The following is a 16,214-nucleotide window of genomic DNA, read 5'->3' as shown; positions in this document are numbered from 1 at the left end:
AAAATCTTACCATAATTTATCCATTTTTGCACTTATTTTTTGTAATTTTCAATAAATTCAAAAAATTAATTTATGTAATATTATTTTTTTGAATTAATTACAAAAAACACCATTGACATTAACGCTACGTAAAGGTGTAAATTAATCTTGTAAGGAGGCGGTCACATGGAATATACAGTGCAAAAACTAAGCAAATTAGCAGGCGTCAGCACAAGAACACTACGATATTATGATGAAATAGAAATTCTTAAGCCAGCAAGAATTAATTCATCTGGATATCGGATTTATGGTAAAAAAGAAGTGGATAAATTGCAGCAAATATTATTTTATAAGGAATTAGGTGTAGATTTGGATAGTATTAGAAAAATACTATTATCACCTTCCTTTGATAATAGTATTGCACTGAAAGAACATCGTGAAAAGCTTATTATAAAAAGGCAACAACTAGATATATTAATAGCTAATGTTGATAAAACAATAGCCTCAACAGAAGGGAAAACTATAATGAATGATAAAGAAAAGTTTGAAGGATTTAAACAAAATATAATAGATGAGAATGAAAAAAAATATGGCAATGAAATAAGATCCAAATATGGTGATAATGCAATAAATGAATCAAACAAAAAATTCAAAAATATGAGTAAAGAGCAATATGAAGAATTTGAAAAATTAGGCGCTAAAGTTATAGACACATTAAAAGAGGCTTTTGAAACTAATGATCCATCTAGTGAACTTTCCCAAAAGGTTGCAGATTTACATCGCCAGTGGTTAACCTATTCTTGGAGTGGCTACTCAAAAGAAGCACATGCAGGTCTTGCTCAAATGTATGTGGATGATGAAAGATTTACTGCCTATTATGACAAAGATCAACCTGGTCTCGCCGCTTTTTTAAGGGATGCAATTTTCGTATACACAGGAATAAAAAAATAGCAGGCGACTGTGGTTAAGTTCCGTATTGTGCTTCGCACTCTTTTCATATAAGTTCCGTATTGTGCTTCGCACTCTTTTCATATGTGTAGATTTTTTTACGCATCTGCCTTTTTAAGAGTATGTGAGAAAAATCTGCACATCAGAAATGACAATATTATTCAAAATTAATGGCTGTCGATTTTATCGACAGCCATTAATAATTATGACACGTATTATACTTTAATAATTACTATTTGAATCTTCCTAAGTTGATAATCATGTAATTTTGTTATTTGTTCAGTACTTTTTCAATAAATACATTTACTAATTCAGGATCAAATTGACTTCCTGAATTTCTTTTTAATTCCCCTATTGCAAATTCTTCTGATAATGCTTTTCTATAAAGACGCTCACTAGTCATAGCATCATATGCATCCACTATAGATATAATTCTCGATTCAAAAGGTATATCTATATCTTTAATGCCTTTTGGATATCCTTCGCCATTCCACATTTCATGATGAGAAAGTATATACTTTGCAATTTCTGACATTTCATTCACTGTACTTAATATCCTATACCCTATTTCTGGATGACGTTTGATTTCATTATACTCATCCTCTGTAAGTCTCTCTGGCTTATTAAGAATATTTTCCTCTATTGCTATTTTACCTATATCATGTAGCAATCCAGCATTTTTTAATTCTTGGATTTTCCTTTTAGGCAGACCAATATTCTTTCCCATAAGTTCACACAGCTCAGCAACTCTCACAGAATGTTGTTCTTCCCTTTTATTCTTCTCATTAAGAGTTTTTATTATTGTATCAATAGTTTTTCCTCTCATATTTGAACTTTCAAAAAGCTTTCTCTTATACATATAATCTTCTGCTTTTATGAATATTTCTTGAATCATTTCATCTTCATTACATTTAGTTTCATAACCGAATGAAATAGATATATCCAAACCTTGTATTTTTTCTTTTTTAGCTAGATTATTAATATTTTCAACGATCTTCTCTACCTCATAAGTATTTGTTTTCGGTAATAAAATGACAAACTCATCTCCACCTAATCTAATAACAACATCATGGGATCTGCATCCGTTTTTTATTATCTGTGCCGATTTTTTAATCAATTCATCCCCCAGAACATGTCCAAAAGAATCATTAATCAACTTTAACCCATTTACATCACCCAGAACAATAGTTAAAGGATAATTCTCTTTAACGTCTAAACGTTTTAACTCCTCCTCATAATATCTTCTATTATATAGTCCTGTTAATTGATCATTGTAGCATAAGTATTCTAATCTCTCTTCTAATTCCTTTTTAACAGTCATATCTCTTAATACAGCTAAAACATGATCTTCTCCACATTTAACCATCCTAATTTCACAATATCTACCTAATAGTTTGTATTCAAAACTATGTAATTCACCAGTTTCTAAAACTAAATTCAAGTTCTCGTAAGCTAATTCAGCAATTTCTCTAGGCATAACTTCTGATATAGTCTTGCCAATAAACTCTTCTTTGGGCACCATCAATAGATTCTCATCCTTAGCTTCGGTATCTATAAAAATGCCATTCAAATCAAAAGTAAATAAAATATCTGGTATGGCTTTAATAATTGCTCTACTCTTCTCTTCAATTTCCTTTATTTGCACTTCATCTTTTCGTATTTGCTCATACTGAATTTTCAATTCATTCTCATAATCACCCAATTGTTGAACATATACTTCTAGCTCTTTATAACTATTTCTAAGTTGCTGCTTAGTGTTAAATAATTTTTCAAGAAACTTATTTATCAATATATAAAGAATACCTGTAGTTACAATCATAAATGAAAATTCCTTATACGTACCAAACTTTAACATACTATCCTGCTTATTTACAATTAATTTAGCTATTAACTCTGAAAGAAAAATCCATCCAAAACCAATTACCGCATATATTAAGCATATTTTAATACTTTCATACTTAAAGGAATATTTAGCCTTCAATAAACGTAACGAAATCTTATCCTTAATTAACATAAATATCATTATTCTCCCATTACTTTTTTCTTCCATTATACCTTAAATATATTAAATATAACCATAATGTTTTTGTTTTTTTATACATAATTAGATATAATATTTTTTAATTGTATTCTTTTATTGCTTATAATATATAGTTTTCAATTAAGTTTCTACATTCTATCTTTAATCGACTGCTTGGCTTATTATACTTTTAACTGTAGAGTTATTAGTGGAATATATATATTTTCTAACACGAATAACAGTCCAATTTGCATAACATACATAAATTAGACTGTTTTATTCCTATAACGAAAAACATAAAAATGAATCAGTTAATTAAAATGTGCTAGTATTATAATTCATAATCAAATCTCTTTTATAACTTCTGATACCCATCTGTATAAATCACCGAAACTTTCTTAGCTGTTTCATAATAATGTCCCGTAAATCCTGCATAAACACCTTCCGCATATTTTATTCCCAAATTATCTTCAACTTCTTCCGCTTTTTCTATAAACTCTAACTTATATGGCTCCCACGTATCTATGAATTAAAATCCATCTCTTCCTTGACATTTTCTTTATTAACATTAAATTTTCCAACTCTGTCTGGAATCCTACTAAGTATATCATCTAGATTATTTATTTCTCTTATTTGTATTATCGTAGTTTCACTATCTCTAATTATCAAAATTGCATCTATAGATGCACTTACCCCTATACATCCGCCAATATCTACTCCTTTCATTCCTTTAAATCTATTATATTTTTCTCCCCCTATACCGTAACCAACCATAACACTTATAACAGGTATAAGAATTACTTCTTCTAAAATAACAGGTTTTCCTACAACTCTTTCTGTTATGAAATGTTTTCCTGATTTAATAAGCATGGAATCTATATCTTCTTTTTTAGCTCTATTCTCCATATTACTTCCTCCTAAATTTAATATAACCTTAGTAGTATTTAATATATCTATTTTAAATACTCATACGAAACTCTTAGCATTTTGAATATTTAATATAATTTGCTTAGAGATAAGCCTTCTATACAAAAACAAATATATTAGTAATTATCTCCCAATAACCTAAAATTTAAATCTTTTCTCTTATTAATAAATTTTCAAATATCATTATTTTTACCTTCCATAATACTTGCATTCTATATAAAATTTTGATTCACTAAGAACAAAATCCCATACGACTATGGTTAAGTTCAGTATTGTGCTTCGCACTCTTTTCATAATTTATATCCACAAGAGGTATAAATGCCTCTACAGATTTCACTTCAATAAATAAAAAAATATGACTTAGAAGATATATTTTTCTTTAAATACCCTCTAAATCATATTTTATTCTTATATTCTCAAAGCTTTATATATATTAATTCTATCTTTTTGCTTTCAATAAAATTAATGTTATCTAATTATAAGCATCGGACTTAGTGTACAATGTTATTTTTTACATAATCAATAAAACATTTTACTATTTTAGGATCAAATTGAGTTCCCGAACACCTTTTCAGCTCTTTTATAGCTTCTTCTTTACCTATTGCTTTTTTATACACTCTATCATTGGTCATGACATCATAAGAATCTGCCACATTAATTATTCTAGCCATTAAAGGAATTTCTTCTCCTGCTAATCCTAAAGGATACCCATTTCCATCCCATTTCTCATGATGTGTCAATACACATTTAGCCACATTACCAAGTTCGCTTGATGCATTTATAATTCTATACCCTTTTTCTGTATGTGTCTTCATTATTTCAAATTCTTCTTTGGTCAATTTTCCTGGCTTTAATAATATCTCTTCATTAACTCCTATTTTGCCTATATCATGCAGGCTTGCAACTAACGCTAACTCATCTAACTCTGAAATTTTTAACCTTAATTTTTTTCCTATTTCTAACGCATATTGGGTTACTCTTTCAGTATGCTCGTTAGTTTCCATGTTTTTTTCTTCCAAACTTTTTTTCAATGAATCCATAATTGAACTTCTAATACTTTTCTTTTCTAATAACTTTTGACGATACACCTTTTCTTCTACCTTGTTTATACAATCGTATATATCTTCTTGTAATGAATACTTTATTCCTTCACCCAATGCAATGCTTAGCTGCATAAATTTGTAATCTGCTTGTTCACATCTTTTTGTTATTTTTCTAATAACTTTTTCACATTTTAGCTCATTACAATTAGGTATGAGAATTATGAATTCATCGCCTCCCCATCTAAATACATATCCATTAGGATGGCATATATCTTTAAGAACCCTAGCTATGCTTTTAAGTAAATTATCTCCTTCTAGATGTCCTAAAGTATCATTTACTATTTTAAGTCCATTTACATCACCCATTATTATTCCCAATGGTAAATACTGCTCATGATTCAATTCTTTAATCTTTTCTTCAAAACTATATCTATTATATAAACCTGTGAGAATATCTATCTCACTTAAATATCGTAATCTTTCTTCTAAAATCTTTCTTTCCGTTATATCTCTAGATAACCCTACCAATCCCCACACTTGTCCATCTTTATCTACAACGGGTATTTTAACATTTTCCTCAACTATTTCCCTTCCATTCTCATTTTGTATCCTATGCTCAAAATAAGTCGCCTTTTTTGTTACCATAATTTTATCATCTTGCTCAATGAATTTTTTAGCTTCATTGTAGTTACCGTATATCTCCAAATCAGTTTTGCCTATTATTTCTTCTACGCCCCTCTTTTTATAAAAATCTTCAAACTTCTTATTAAATCCAAGAAATCTGCTTTCCTTATCCTTATAAAAAATAGATTCTGGCACTGCATCAATTATTGTTCTTAATATGTTTTTTTGTTTTTCTATTTCTTCTTCTCTTATTTTTCTATCATTTATATCAATTATAATACCTGCTACAGCTCTAGGATTTCCGTCATTGTCTAGTATGGGAAATATATAACACTCAACACAACTGTCATTTACTATACCTTCTACAACATAAGTACTTTTCCGTCTTAGGCACTCATTTATTTGTTCATCATATATTTTTGCTTTCTCTAAAGGAAAAGCATCCTTATTTCGTTTGCCTTTAACATCGTCTAATTTTATATTATACATATCTTCATAATACTTATTAAAAAATATTATTGTCGTATCAATTCCTTCAATCCAAACCGGCCAAGGCATACTACTTAAAAATGATTTATATATTTCCCCTAAACACTTTTCTTCCATCGCTTCGGCATTCCCCTTTTACGTTAAGTTATTAGTTATTATAATTTGATTTTACTATCTCTTAACATAATTGTCTACCGAAGCAATTATAGTAAAATATTAATACTATCATTTACTAACTTTTCCCAAAAAACATCAATACGTTTCTTTCTAGCTATATTCATTCCCAACTATGTTTTTATAAGCCACATATGTTGCATATAGGTATCCACCATAAACTATAAGCATCATTAATGCTGTCATTAAAATCGGTTGTATTTTATTCCCAGAACCTAATACCATTAAGTATTTATTTACTACAGTAATTCCAACATATGAATGAACTATTGAAAGAGCTAGAGGCAATATAAAAAATACAGCAACTTGTTTAAATATACTTTTATTAATCATGCTCTTTGTTGCTCCAATCTTTCTTAAAGATCTATACCTTTCTATAGAGTCATTGCACTGCGATAATTGTTGAAGCGCAAGTACCGCTGCACTTGACAATAGAAATACAATTCCCATATATACTGCTACAAATAATATTATTGCCGATAATCCTCTACTATCGTCATATGCCATTTCTCTTGTCCCACCATAGAGACTAAAGTTTAAATTTTTATATTCATTTTCATTAAACTTAAAATTATTAAATATAGTAGTTAATTCTTTTTTCGCATCTTCCTTATTATCACCTATAAAATTTAAATTTAAGACCTCGTCATATTTATCTATTCCATTTACTAAATCATCTGGTACTACTAAGGTAAACATAGTATCACTTGAAGGCGACGTTAATACCGCACCAGTTTCAATTTTTTTATCTTTTATTTTAAATTCCTTATTATCTATCTGTAGTGAATTCTCATTTTTAATAAAGCTTTCTAGTAATCCCTTTAAGGGCTCATAATTAGAACACACTAATATCTCATTATCTTTTAAATCTATACTAGATTCACCCTTCAATTTTCTTAATTTATTGTATTCTGAAATTTTAATCATATCTGTAGTATCGAACACTTTAAAATTTAACATCTCTTTTTGGTCGCTAGATAGTGCATATTTAGCTAATACATCTCTAGAACTCATATTATTCTTATATTGTCTAATCACAACATAGTCAGCATTATCATCAACATTATAATTTAGCTGATTTAGTGCATCTAAAACTGAAATTCTATTACTATTATTTTTATCAAATACTTGTACTGATGCATCAAACGGAGTTTGATTTTTTAATGAACTTTCTGAAGCATTTTTTACACCTAATCCAGTTGACAAAGTTCCTATAGTAACAAATAACATTAAACAAATTATTGTCATAGAAATAAAATTAGTATTAAATTTACTCGAAATTTGTTTTATATTAAAAACATTTAGACCATTTAGATATAAATTCTTATTTTTCCTAAGTGCAGAAAATGCAACCGATGCAATTCCATAAAAGAAAAATGCTGTTCCAACAATCCCTAATGCTATTGATAATTTAAATCTGCTGTCATCAAAATTCAACCCTGATAAATTAACAAGATAATAAGCATAACCTAAAACAATAAGTGCAGCTATTAATATAAATAAAGCTATATATGGATTTTTAATATTAATTTTTTCATTCTTTCTATCTGCATGCAATAAGTCAATTAATTTATATTTTGAAACTATAATCACATTAAATATCATAACTAATAAGTACATTATCCCAAAATATAATATAGTCTTAAGTATAGCACTTATTGAAATTGAAAAACTATATTTGGTCATTTGCACCGCAAAAAGCTTAGCTGTGAATATAGAAAGAACTTGTGCAAACAATATTCCAAGTAAAAGTCCTGCTGCCAATGATATTATGCCTATATATAAAGTTTCAAAAAGCAATATCCGTGACATTTTTCTTTTTCCCATTCCTAAAATCATATATACTCCAAATTCTTTTTTTCTTTTACTAATCAAAAATTTTGTGGCATATATTATTAAACCACCTAATATAACAGAGACTCCAATAGATATAAACGAAATAAGTTGCGCCATCATCTTAACATATTCCGTTTGTCCAGAATTCATATCTGCCATTACTGACTGAGAATCGATTGAATTAAAGCTATAGAATATGCATACTGCAAAAGTTAAAGTTAAAAAGTAAATAGTATAATCTTTAAAGCTCTTTTTTACGTTATTAAAAGCAATTCTAGAATACATCTTTTGAATCACCTCCAAGTAGTGTAACAATATCTATTATCTTGTTAAAGAAATCTTTTCTTGAATCTTCGCCTCTTACCAATTCATTAAATATATTTCCATCTTTTATGAATAATATCCTATGTGCATAACTTGCCGTAAACGCATCATGTGTAACCATCAAAATTGTTGCTTCTAATTCTTTATTTAAGGTTTCAATAGAATTTAAAAGTAATTTAGCTGACTTAGAATCCAAAGCCCCTGTAGGTTCATCTGCCAAAATAAGTTTTGGATTATTAACTATTGCCCTTGCCGATGCTACTCTTTGCTTTTGACCTCCAGACATTTGATAAGGATATTTATCTAATACTTCGAGTATTCCTAAGTTTTTAGCTGAATTCCTTACTAATTCATCAACTTCCTTACCTTTCTTTCCTGCAATCGTTAATGCTAATGCAATATTTTCATATGCTGTTAATGTATCTAATAAATTGAAATCCTGAAAAATGAATCCTAATTTATCCCTTCTGAATCTTTCAAGTTTCTTACTTTTTAGCCTTGTAATATCTTCTCCATCAATCATAATTGATCCGGTAGTCACTTTATCTATTGTAGATATACAATTCAAAAGAGTAGTCTTCCCACTTCCTGAAGGCCCCATTATACCAACAAATTCACCTTTTTCTACTCTAAAGCTTATATTATCAAGTGCCTTTGTGACATTATCTTTATTCCCATAATATTTTTCTACATTTTGAATGTTTAAAATGTTCTCCATAATCTTCCTCCTATTTTTATAGCAACTTTTATAATCGCTATTCATTCCAAATTTATTTAACCTCATGACTACATTTTAAAGCTTTTGATATTTTTCTCATATTGAAATATCTTTCAGTTAACTTACATTTTCGTAAGATCTAGATAACAATTTGAAATATTAATTGAATTTAATTAAAAACTTCAAATAATAAATATCATTTATAAAACATTTTTTATTCCCAATATCAAAAATAGCCTAGGAACCAATCTCCTAGACTTTGTGTCTTATATAATTTAGAAATACATAAAATTCTACTAAGCCTCTATGAGGCATAATCAAAAAATAACAATTTCATACGCCTTACTTAAAACTCATGAATCCTCCAATAGGGAATATTATGTTAACTTTAGTTCCTTGACCAGCTATTGAATCTAAAGTTATCCCTAGTCCAAGCTTTTCACACAGCTTCTTACATAAATACAATCCTATTCCTGTGGACTTTCCATATACTCTTCCATTTTCCCCTGTAAAACCTTTATCAAAGACTCTATTTAAATCATTTTTTGAAATACCTATACCATTATCTTCAATAGTTAATATTATATTCTCTTTACCTTTACTTGTGTAAATTTTCACTTCTCCATTTTTATCTTTACTATATTTTATTGAATTAATAATAATCTGATTTATAATAAACTTTACCCACTTTGGATCCGTAACCACTGTCCCATAAATATTATCAATACTTACTGAAATCTTTTTGCTAATAAAATCACGCCTGTTATTTCTAATAACCTCCTGAATTATGTTCTTTATTTCAAATTCTTTAACAATATAATCATTCTTAACATCTGTACTTCTCGAGTAATAAAGAGCCTGATTTATATATTCTTCAATTTTCTTAAGTTCATATTCCAATGATTTCTTTTCATTAATATTGCTGTTTTCTACAATTAATCTTGCAGATGATATTGGTGTTTTTACCTCATGAACCCAAGTTTCTATGTACTCTCTATACTCCTTTTGAAGATTTTTATAGAAGTTAACATGCTCATGCATATCCCTATTACTATCGCTTAATACTTCATAAATAACTTTTCCTTCATAATAATTTGGACTTTTTATTACCTCAGGTAGCAAATACTTTTTATCTAATTTGCCACTAACTCCTACAATATCATCATAGAATTTTTTTTTCGCTATAAACTCAATCATTATATATATTGATAGTGGTAAAAACCAAATAACAAAAACTACAAATAGTATTACAACTGGTGTTTTAGCTATGCTCATTATAGCTGCAAATAAAGAATATATTATTATATTAATTATTATGTATGGCAACTTTGAAATAGAATATTCCTTTATATTCATAGTAATATATAACCAATTCCTCTCTTAGTTTCTATTCCATCTTTAAATCCAATTTCCTGAAGCTTTTTTCTTAATCTAGTAACATTCACCGACAAAGTATTATCGTCAATATAAAGGTCTGAGTTCCATAAATAATCCATTAAATCTTCTCTGCTAACTATACACTCTTTATTTTTCATAAGACAAAGCAGTATCCTAAATTCATTTTTAGTAAGATCAATCTTTTCATCTCCAAATATCACGCTTCCATTAGAAACATTTAGCTTTAAACCATTGTGTTCAACTATCTCAGAAATCGAATTATTCCCTAGAGTTCTTCTTAATACAGCAGTTATCCTTGCAAGAAGTATTTGCGTATTATATGGCTTTGTTATAAAATCATCCGCTCCAAGATTCATACTCATAATCTCATCCATCTCGCTATCTCTGCTGGTTACTATTATTATAGGTATATTCTTTTCTTTCCTTATTTCCTTACAGATATAATAACCATCATAATATGGAAGATTTATATCTAATAGAATTAAATCCGGTTCATCCTTTAGTGCTACTTTTACTATATTTTCAAAATTAGCTGGTGCATAAGCTTCATAACCATATCTTTTTAAAAACTCTACAAGCTCTTTTTTTATATTCTCATTATCTTCTATTATCATGATTTTAGGCATATACATCCTCCTTAAAATTATTGCTTCATCGTTAATTAAATATAATTTGTAAAATACCTTTAATTTATTATCAAATCTTATTTTAGTTATTTCTAATTCTAGCATAAAATTCCTAATAACAAAAATGCATACTAATTACTAATTTATTTAGTATATTTTTCATTATTTACATAAAAATAATAGAAGAGAATAATTTAAAGGGCTAATTTAAATTATTCTCTAAAATTATATCTCTATTCAATTTAAGCTTATCAGAAAAATACTTACAAATTTTCTAAAGTTTTAAGTCCATATCTTCACTAGAAATCATAAATCTAGATTTAAAGTTGAATATCTGCAAATCTATTAACTAGGTTATACTTAGTACTCTGTTTTAATTGTTCTAACGCAACACGATATTGTAAAATTTATTATGAAATATGTTGCAGCTATAGCCCCAAATAATAAGAATATCTGGGATGATGAAACAAAACTTCCCATAAGAATCATACCTTTGCCTGTAAATTCTTCTATACCAACAGCCCATAGAAAAGATGTATCTTTTATTACAGTAATTGACTGTGATAGAACTGTTGGAATGCAGCGCCTAAAGCTTTGAGGTAGTATTATATATCGTAATGTTTGAAACTTCGAAAAACCTTGAGAATATGCTGCCTCATATTGACCTCTACTTACAGAATTCATTCCTCCTCTAAATATTTCTGCCATAACCGCCGAAGTAAATAAAGTAAAAGATAAGATTCCTGAATACATCGGTTTTATTGGAACCAAAAATCTAATAGATAATATCCACAGTAAATTAGGTGTATTTCTAAATGTCTCTATATATATTGTTGCAATTCTCCCCACAATTCCCTTAGAGAAATTTCTTGATATGGCAAGAATTATTCCAAAAAACATACTTAATACAATTGATATAATGGCTATAATTAGGGTTAATTTCATTCCTTGTAAAAGAAACATTACATTTGCTTGATTAAATACACTTGACATTATTATAGCCCTCCCTCTGTTGCAACGGATTGTTCTGTTATAGAATCTTCAATATCAACTAATACTTTCTTTCTTTCTCTAAGTTCGATTCTTCTTGAAACCATTGCTAGTGGATAACACATTATAAAATATAATGCTCCAGTTATAACATATGCTGGGCCATAGTACATATTGGCACTTGACCAAGAATCAGCTGTATACATTAAATCTCCCCCTGCAATCATAGCTAATACTGAAGTATTCTTTATTAGATTTACCAGTTGATTCGCAAGTGGTGGTATTATAATCTTTATAGTTTGAGGTAATATTATATACCTCATAGTTTGAGTATGGGAAAATCCTTGAGATTTTGCAGCCTCAAATTGTCCTTTTGGTATTGATGTTATACCAGTTCTCACAACTTCTGATATATATGCTCCATGGTATACACCGACTCCAAGTATTCCAATTAAAGACACCGGCAATACAACCTTTATATATGGCAATCCGTTAAATAGAAAGAATACCTGAATTACAAGAGGTGTATTCTGAATTACCTCTACATATATTCTATTTATCATCTCAAAAATTTTTATTTTGCTTGTAGAAAGTATTCCAAAAATAATTCCAAGCATTAAGGCAAGTATAAGCCCTAGTATTGATACTTCAAGTGTTGTTAAGAATCCCTCAAGAAATATATTAAAATCTTTAAAAAGTGCTTCCCACTTAAATATTGCAAAAGGTCCATTCATTACTTAATATCCCACTTTGCAATTAATTTATCTATTTCACCTGAACTCTTCATGTCATTTATAACTTCATTTACTTCCTTCGCAAGTTCAGTATTATCTTTTTTAGTTGCAATACCATATTCTTGAGGATCATATCTATCATTTAATATTACTGTCGAATCATCAACATAACCATTCAAAATAGATGCATCAACTGCAAAACAATCTATTCTGCCCGAATCTAATGCTGCCTTAAGTTCAGGATATCCACCAAGCTCAGAGAATTTAAGAGTGATTCCTTCCTTTTCTGCTTCTTTTTGAAGCGCAGTTTTAGTTGTAGCACTTTGAGCAACTCCAATAGTTTTTCCATCTAAATCTTTAAGCGAAGATGCACCAAGGCTCTTCTTAACAAGTAATCCAACTCCATCCTTTATATATGGGTCTGAAAAATTGTAACTCTTTTTTCTTTCATCCGTTATTGTAAATGTAGCAGCAACCATATCTATTTCTCCATTATCAAGAAGAGGTCCTCTTGTTTTAGCTGTAACCCCTTGAAATTCAACTTTACTTTCATCTCCTAATATTTTTTTCGCTATTGCTTTTGATAAATCAATTTCTAAACCTTCCATCTCACCTGTTTGTGGATTTTTGTAACCGTATTTAGGCACATCAACTTTTACTCCAACTTTTAATACCCCTCTATCTTTTATTGCTTGTATTTCTTTTGCCTCCGCAGTATTTCCTCCTGTATTTGTTGGTGTTGATAAACTGCAGCCAGCCATCATCATACATACACCTAATCCTAACGCTAAAAATGCTTTTCTCAATTTCATATATTTATCCCCCTATTTAAAAATTTTTTAAACTTCATAGAAGTTTTTTCAATAATTGTGCACTGTGAATTGTGTTTCTTATCTTATAATTTTATTTAAGAACGCTTTAGCCCTATCATTCTTAGGATTTGAAAAAAATTCTTCTGGATGAGCCTCTTCAATAATCTGTCCTCCATCCATGAATATAATTCTATCTGCAACTTGCTTTGCAAAGCCCATTTCATGAGTTACAACAACCATTGTTATATTTTCCTTAGATAATCCTATTAGTACGTCCAATACCTCTTGTATCATTTCAGGATCTAACGCCGATGTTGGTTCGTCAAATAACATTATTTTAGGATGCATATTAAGTGCTCTTGCTATCGCTACTCTTTGCTGTTGTCCTCCTGATAATTGATTAGGGTAAGCATCGGCCTTTTCCTTTAATCCCACTTTTTCTAAATACTTCAATCCAGATTCCTCTGCTTCTTTTTTACTTACCTTTTGAAGTTTTATTGGTGCTAAAGTAAGATTTTCCAACACAGTCATATGCGGATATAAGTTAAATTGTTGAAAAACCATTGCAGTAGATTGTCTAACTTTAGCTAAATCTTTTTTCAGACTTAAATCATATTCATCTATGACTACTTTCCCAGATGTCGGCTCCTCAAGATAATTCATACATCTAATCAACGTAGATTTTCCTGATCCACTCGGCCCTATTACGACCAGTTTTTCACCTTCATTTATATTTAAATTCACATTTTTCAAGACATGGATATCTCCAAAATTCTTGACTATATTCTCTAATTTAATCATTTATTCCCCCCCTTATTTGTAAAGATATTAAAATATATCCTCCTTAACTTACCAAATAATATTTTCGCTGGCATCTATGGAGATTAATCAAATATCTCTTTATTAATTTCTCTCAATCGTTCAGTTAATTTAATATTTTCGTTATAATCAACTGGACAATCAATGATAACTGGAATTGTTTGTCTAAACGCTTCCTCCAAAGTTGGTATAAAATCCTCTGCTTTTTCTATACGATATCCCTTTGCATTCATTCCCTCTGCAAGTTTAACAAAATCTGGATTTGCAAAATTCACATAACAACTCTTCCCATATTGGTCAAGCTGTTTCCACTTAATAAGACCATAATTGCTATCATTGAATATTAATGTTACAAAAGGAGTTCCAATACGAATAGCAGTTTCAATCTCCTGAGAATTCATCATAAAGCCACCATCACCAGTAATTGCCAGTACCTTCTTATCTGGATTAATAAGTTTTGCTGCAATAGCCCCTGGTACCCCAATACCCATTGTTGCAAAACCATTAGATATGATACATGTATTGGGTTTATAACAATTGTAATGACGGGCTATCCACATCTTATGAGCTCCCACATCTGAAACTACAATATCATCTGGTCCCATTACCTTCCTAACATCACATAAAATCTTTTGAGGTTTCATTGGAAATGCCAAATCATTTCTATAGCTTTCATGTTCCATTTCTATTTTATCTCTTATCTTTAATGCATATATCGGTTTTTCCTTTCTTGAAGTTCTTCGTGCAACTTTTAATAAAGAATCTGAAATATCACCAACAACCTCAACCTTAGGCTGATATAATTTGTTGATATGCGCAGGTCTGTTATCAATGTGTATAATTTCAATTTTCCCATTTGTATTCCACTTTACTGGAGCGTATTCAACAATGTCATAGCCTATTGCTATTACCAAATCTGCATTTTCTATAACCTTATTTACATAGTCCTTTTGTGGAATACCAATAGTAGATATAAAGTACTGATTGTCACAGGGAATAATTCCTTTTGACATCATTGTTGCAATAACAGGAATTTTTAGATCTGTTGCGAACTTAGTTAAAGCCTCACTGGCCTGGGCCCTTACTGCGCTGCTTCCAACTAATATAATTGGATTTTTAGCTTTAAATATTTCAGCTGCCGCTTCCTCAATGGTTTCAAACTCAGCAAATTCCTTTGGTGGTACTTTTTTCACTAATGGTTTTTCATTTATACCAACAGGCATCTTAGATATATTTACAGGTAAATCTATATGGCACGCTCCAGGCTTTTCACTTTCTGCATATTTAAATGCAATTCTTACAATCTCATTTACTGTATCAGGCCGTACTATCATCTTTGTTCTCTTTGTAATTGGTTCGAACATTTTACATAAATCTAGAAATTGATGAGAAGTAATATGCATTCTTTCTGTTCCTACTTGTCCAGTGATTGCAACAAGAGGAGCCCCATCGCTATGTGCGTCTGCAACTCCAGTGACTAGATTTGTTGCTCCCGGTCCTAGTGTGGCCAGACAAACACCTGCTTTACCAGTTAATCTACCATAAATGTCAGCCATAAAGGCTGCCCCTTGTTCATGCCTAGTTGTAATAAATTCGATAGAAGAATCATATATTGCATTCATAACTTCAAGATTTTCTTCACCAGGAATACCAAATATATATTTAACTCCTTCCTCTTCTAAACACTTAACTAATAATTGAGCAGTATTCAAATTTTTTTGCTGTAAATTACTACTTGTCTTATCCATAGTAT

13 protein-coding genes are annotated in these 16,214 nt (G+C 29.5%); 1 reads left to right on the top strand and 12 read right to left on the bottom strand.

Features of this window, described 5'->3' with window-relative positions; translation table 11 throughout:
* Positions 1-165: 165 nt before the first annotated feature.
* Positions 166-930, top strand: a complete 765-nt coding sequence (locus T483_RS0120060) for a MerR family transcriptional regulator (RefSeq protein ID WP_026888428.1) — start codon at positions 166-168, stop codon at positions 928-930.
* A 268-nt stretch (positions 931-1,198) separates the two neighbouring features.
* Here the strand turns inward: T483_RS0120060 and T483_RS0120055 are convergent, their stop codons facing one another.
* The 12 genes from T483_RS0120055 to T483_RS0119995 form a co-directional block, all read right to left on the bottom strand.
* On the bottom strand, positions 1,199-2,941 hold the full coding sequence (locus T483_RS0120055; protein WP_155268521.1) for an HD domain-containing phosphohydrolase: 1,743 nt from the start codon (positions 2,939-2,941) through the stop codon (positions 1,199-1,201).
* A 528-nt stretch (positions 2,942-3,469) separates the two neighbouring features.
* Entirely contained in the window at positions 3,470-3,853 is a 384-nt protein-coding gene (locus T483_RS0120045) for a GerW family sporulation protein (protein ID WP_026888426.1), read from the bottom strand.
* A gap of 512 nt (positions 3,854-4,365) precedes the next feature.
* Positions 4,366-6,147: a sensor domain-containing diguanylate cyclase/phosphohydrolase gene (locus tag T483_RS0120040; protein WP_026888425.1), complete on the bottom strand. Its 1,782-nt coding sequence runs from the start codon at positions 6,145-6,147 to the stop codon at positions 4,366-4,368.
* 150 nt (positions 6,148-6,297) lie between these two features.
* Entirely contained in the window at positions 6,298-8,325 is a 2,028-nt protein-coding gene (locus T483_RS0120035; protein WP_026888424.1) for an FtsX-like permease family protein, read from the bottom strand.
* Complete coding sequence (locus T483_RS0120030) at positions 8,315-9,082, bottom strand: ABC transporter ATP-binding protein (protein WP_017211416.1); 768 nt, start codon at positions 9,080-9,082, stop codon at positions 8,315-8,317. Before T483_RS0120030 ends, T483_RS0120035 begins: the two co-directional genes overlap by 11 nt.
* Positions 9,083-9,424: 342 nt before the next feature.
* Complete coding sequence (locus tag T483_RS0120025; protein WP_026888423.1) at positions 9,425-10,438, bottom strand: sensor histidine kinase; 1,014 nt, start codon at positions 10,436-10,438, stop codon at positions 9,425-9,427.
* A complete protein-coding gene (locus tag T483_RS0120020) occupies positions 10,435-11,106 on the bottom strand; it encodes a response regulator transcription factor (RefSeq protein WP_023973148.1) in 672 nt (223 codons plus the stop codon). The genes T483_RS0120025 and T483_RS0120020 overlap by 4 nt, the downstream gene beginning before the upstream one ends.
* A 360-nt stretch (positions 11,107-11,466) precedes the next feature.
* The gene (locus T483_RS0120015) at positions 11,467-12,099 is read right to left on the bottom strand and encodes an amino acid ABC transporter permease (RefSeq protein WP_026888422.1); all 633 of its coding nucleotides are present in this window, start codon (positions 12,097-12,099) and stop codon (positions 11,467-11,469) included.
* A 2-nt stretch (positions 12,100-12,101) separates the two neighbouring features.
* On the bottom strand, positions 12,102-12,830 hold the full coding sequence (locus tag T483_RS0120010) for an amino acid ABC transporter permease (RefSeq protein ID WP_026888421.1): 729 nt from the start codon (positions 12,828-12,830) through the stop codon (positions 12,102-12,104).
* Positions 12,830-13,642 (bottom strand): transporter substrate-binding domain-containing protein, encoded by an 813-nt coding sequence (locus tag T483_RS0120005; RefSeq protein WP_026888420.1) that lies wholly within the window; start codon positions 13,640-13,642, stop codon positions 12,830-12,832. The genes T483_RS0120010 and T483_RS0120005 overlap by 1 nt, the downstream gene beginning before the upstream one ends.
* A gap of 78 nt (positions 13,643-13,720) precedes the next feature.
* Positions 13,721-14,443: an amino acid ABC transporter ATP-binding protein gene (locus T483_RS0120000; protein ID WP_026888419.1), complete on the bottom strand. Its 723-nt coding sequence runs from the start codon at positions 14,441-14,443 to the stop codon at positions 13,721-13,723.
* Between the two features lie 83 nt (positions 14,444-14,526).
* On the bottom strand, positions 14,527-16,209 hold the full coding sequence (locus T483_RS0119995; protein WP_026888418.1) for an acetolactate synthase large subunit: 1,683 nt from the start codon (positions 16,207-16,209) through the stop codon (positions 14,527-14,529).
* Positions 16,210-16,214: the final 5 nt, after the last annotated feature.

Source organism: Clostridium beijerinckii HUN142 (assembly GCF_000621745.1).
Classification (GTDB): Bacteria; Bacillota; Clostridia; order Clostridiales; family Clostridiaceae; genus Clostridium; species Clostridium beijerinckii_A.
The sequence above is the reverse complement of the archived record's forward strand: the minus strand, read 5'-3'. Positions and strand labels throughout refer to the sequence as shown.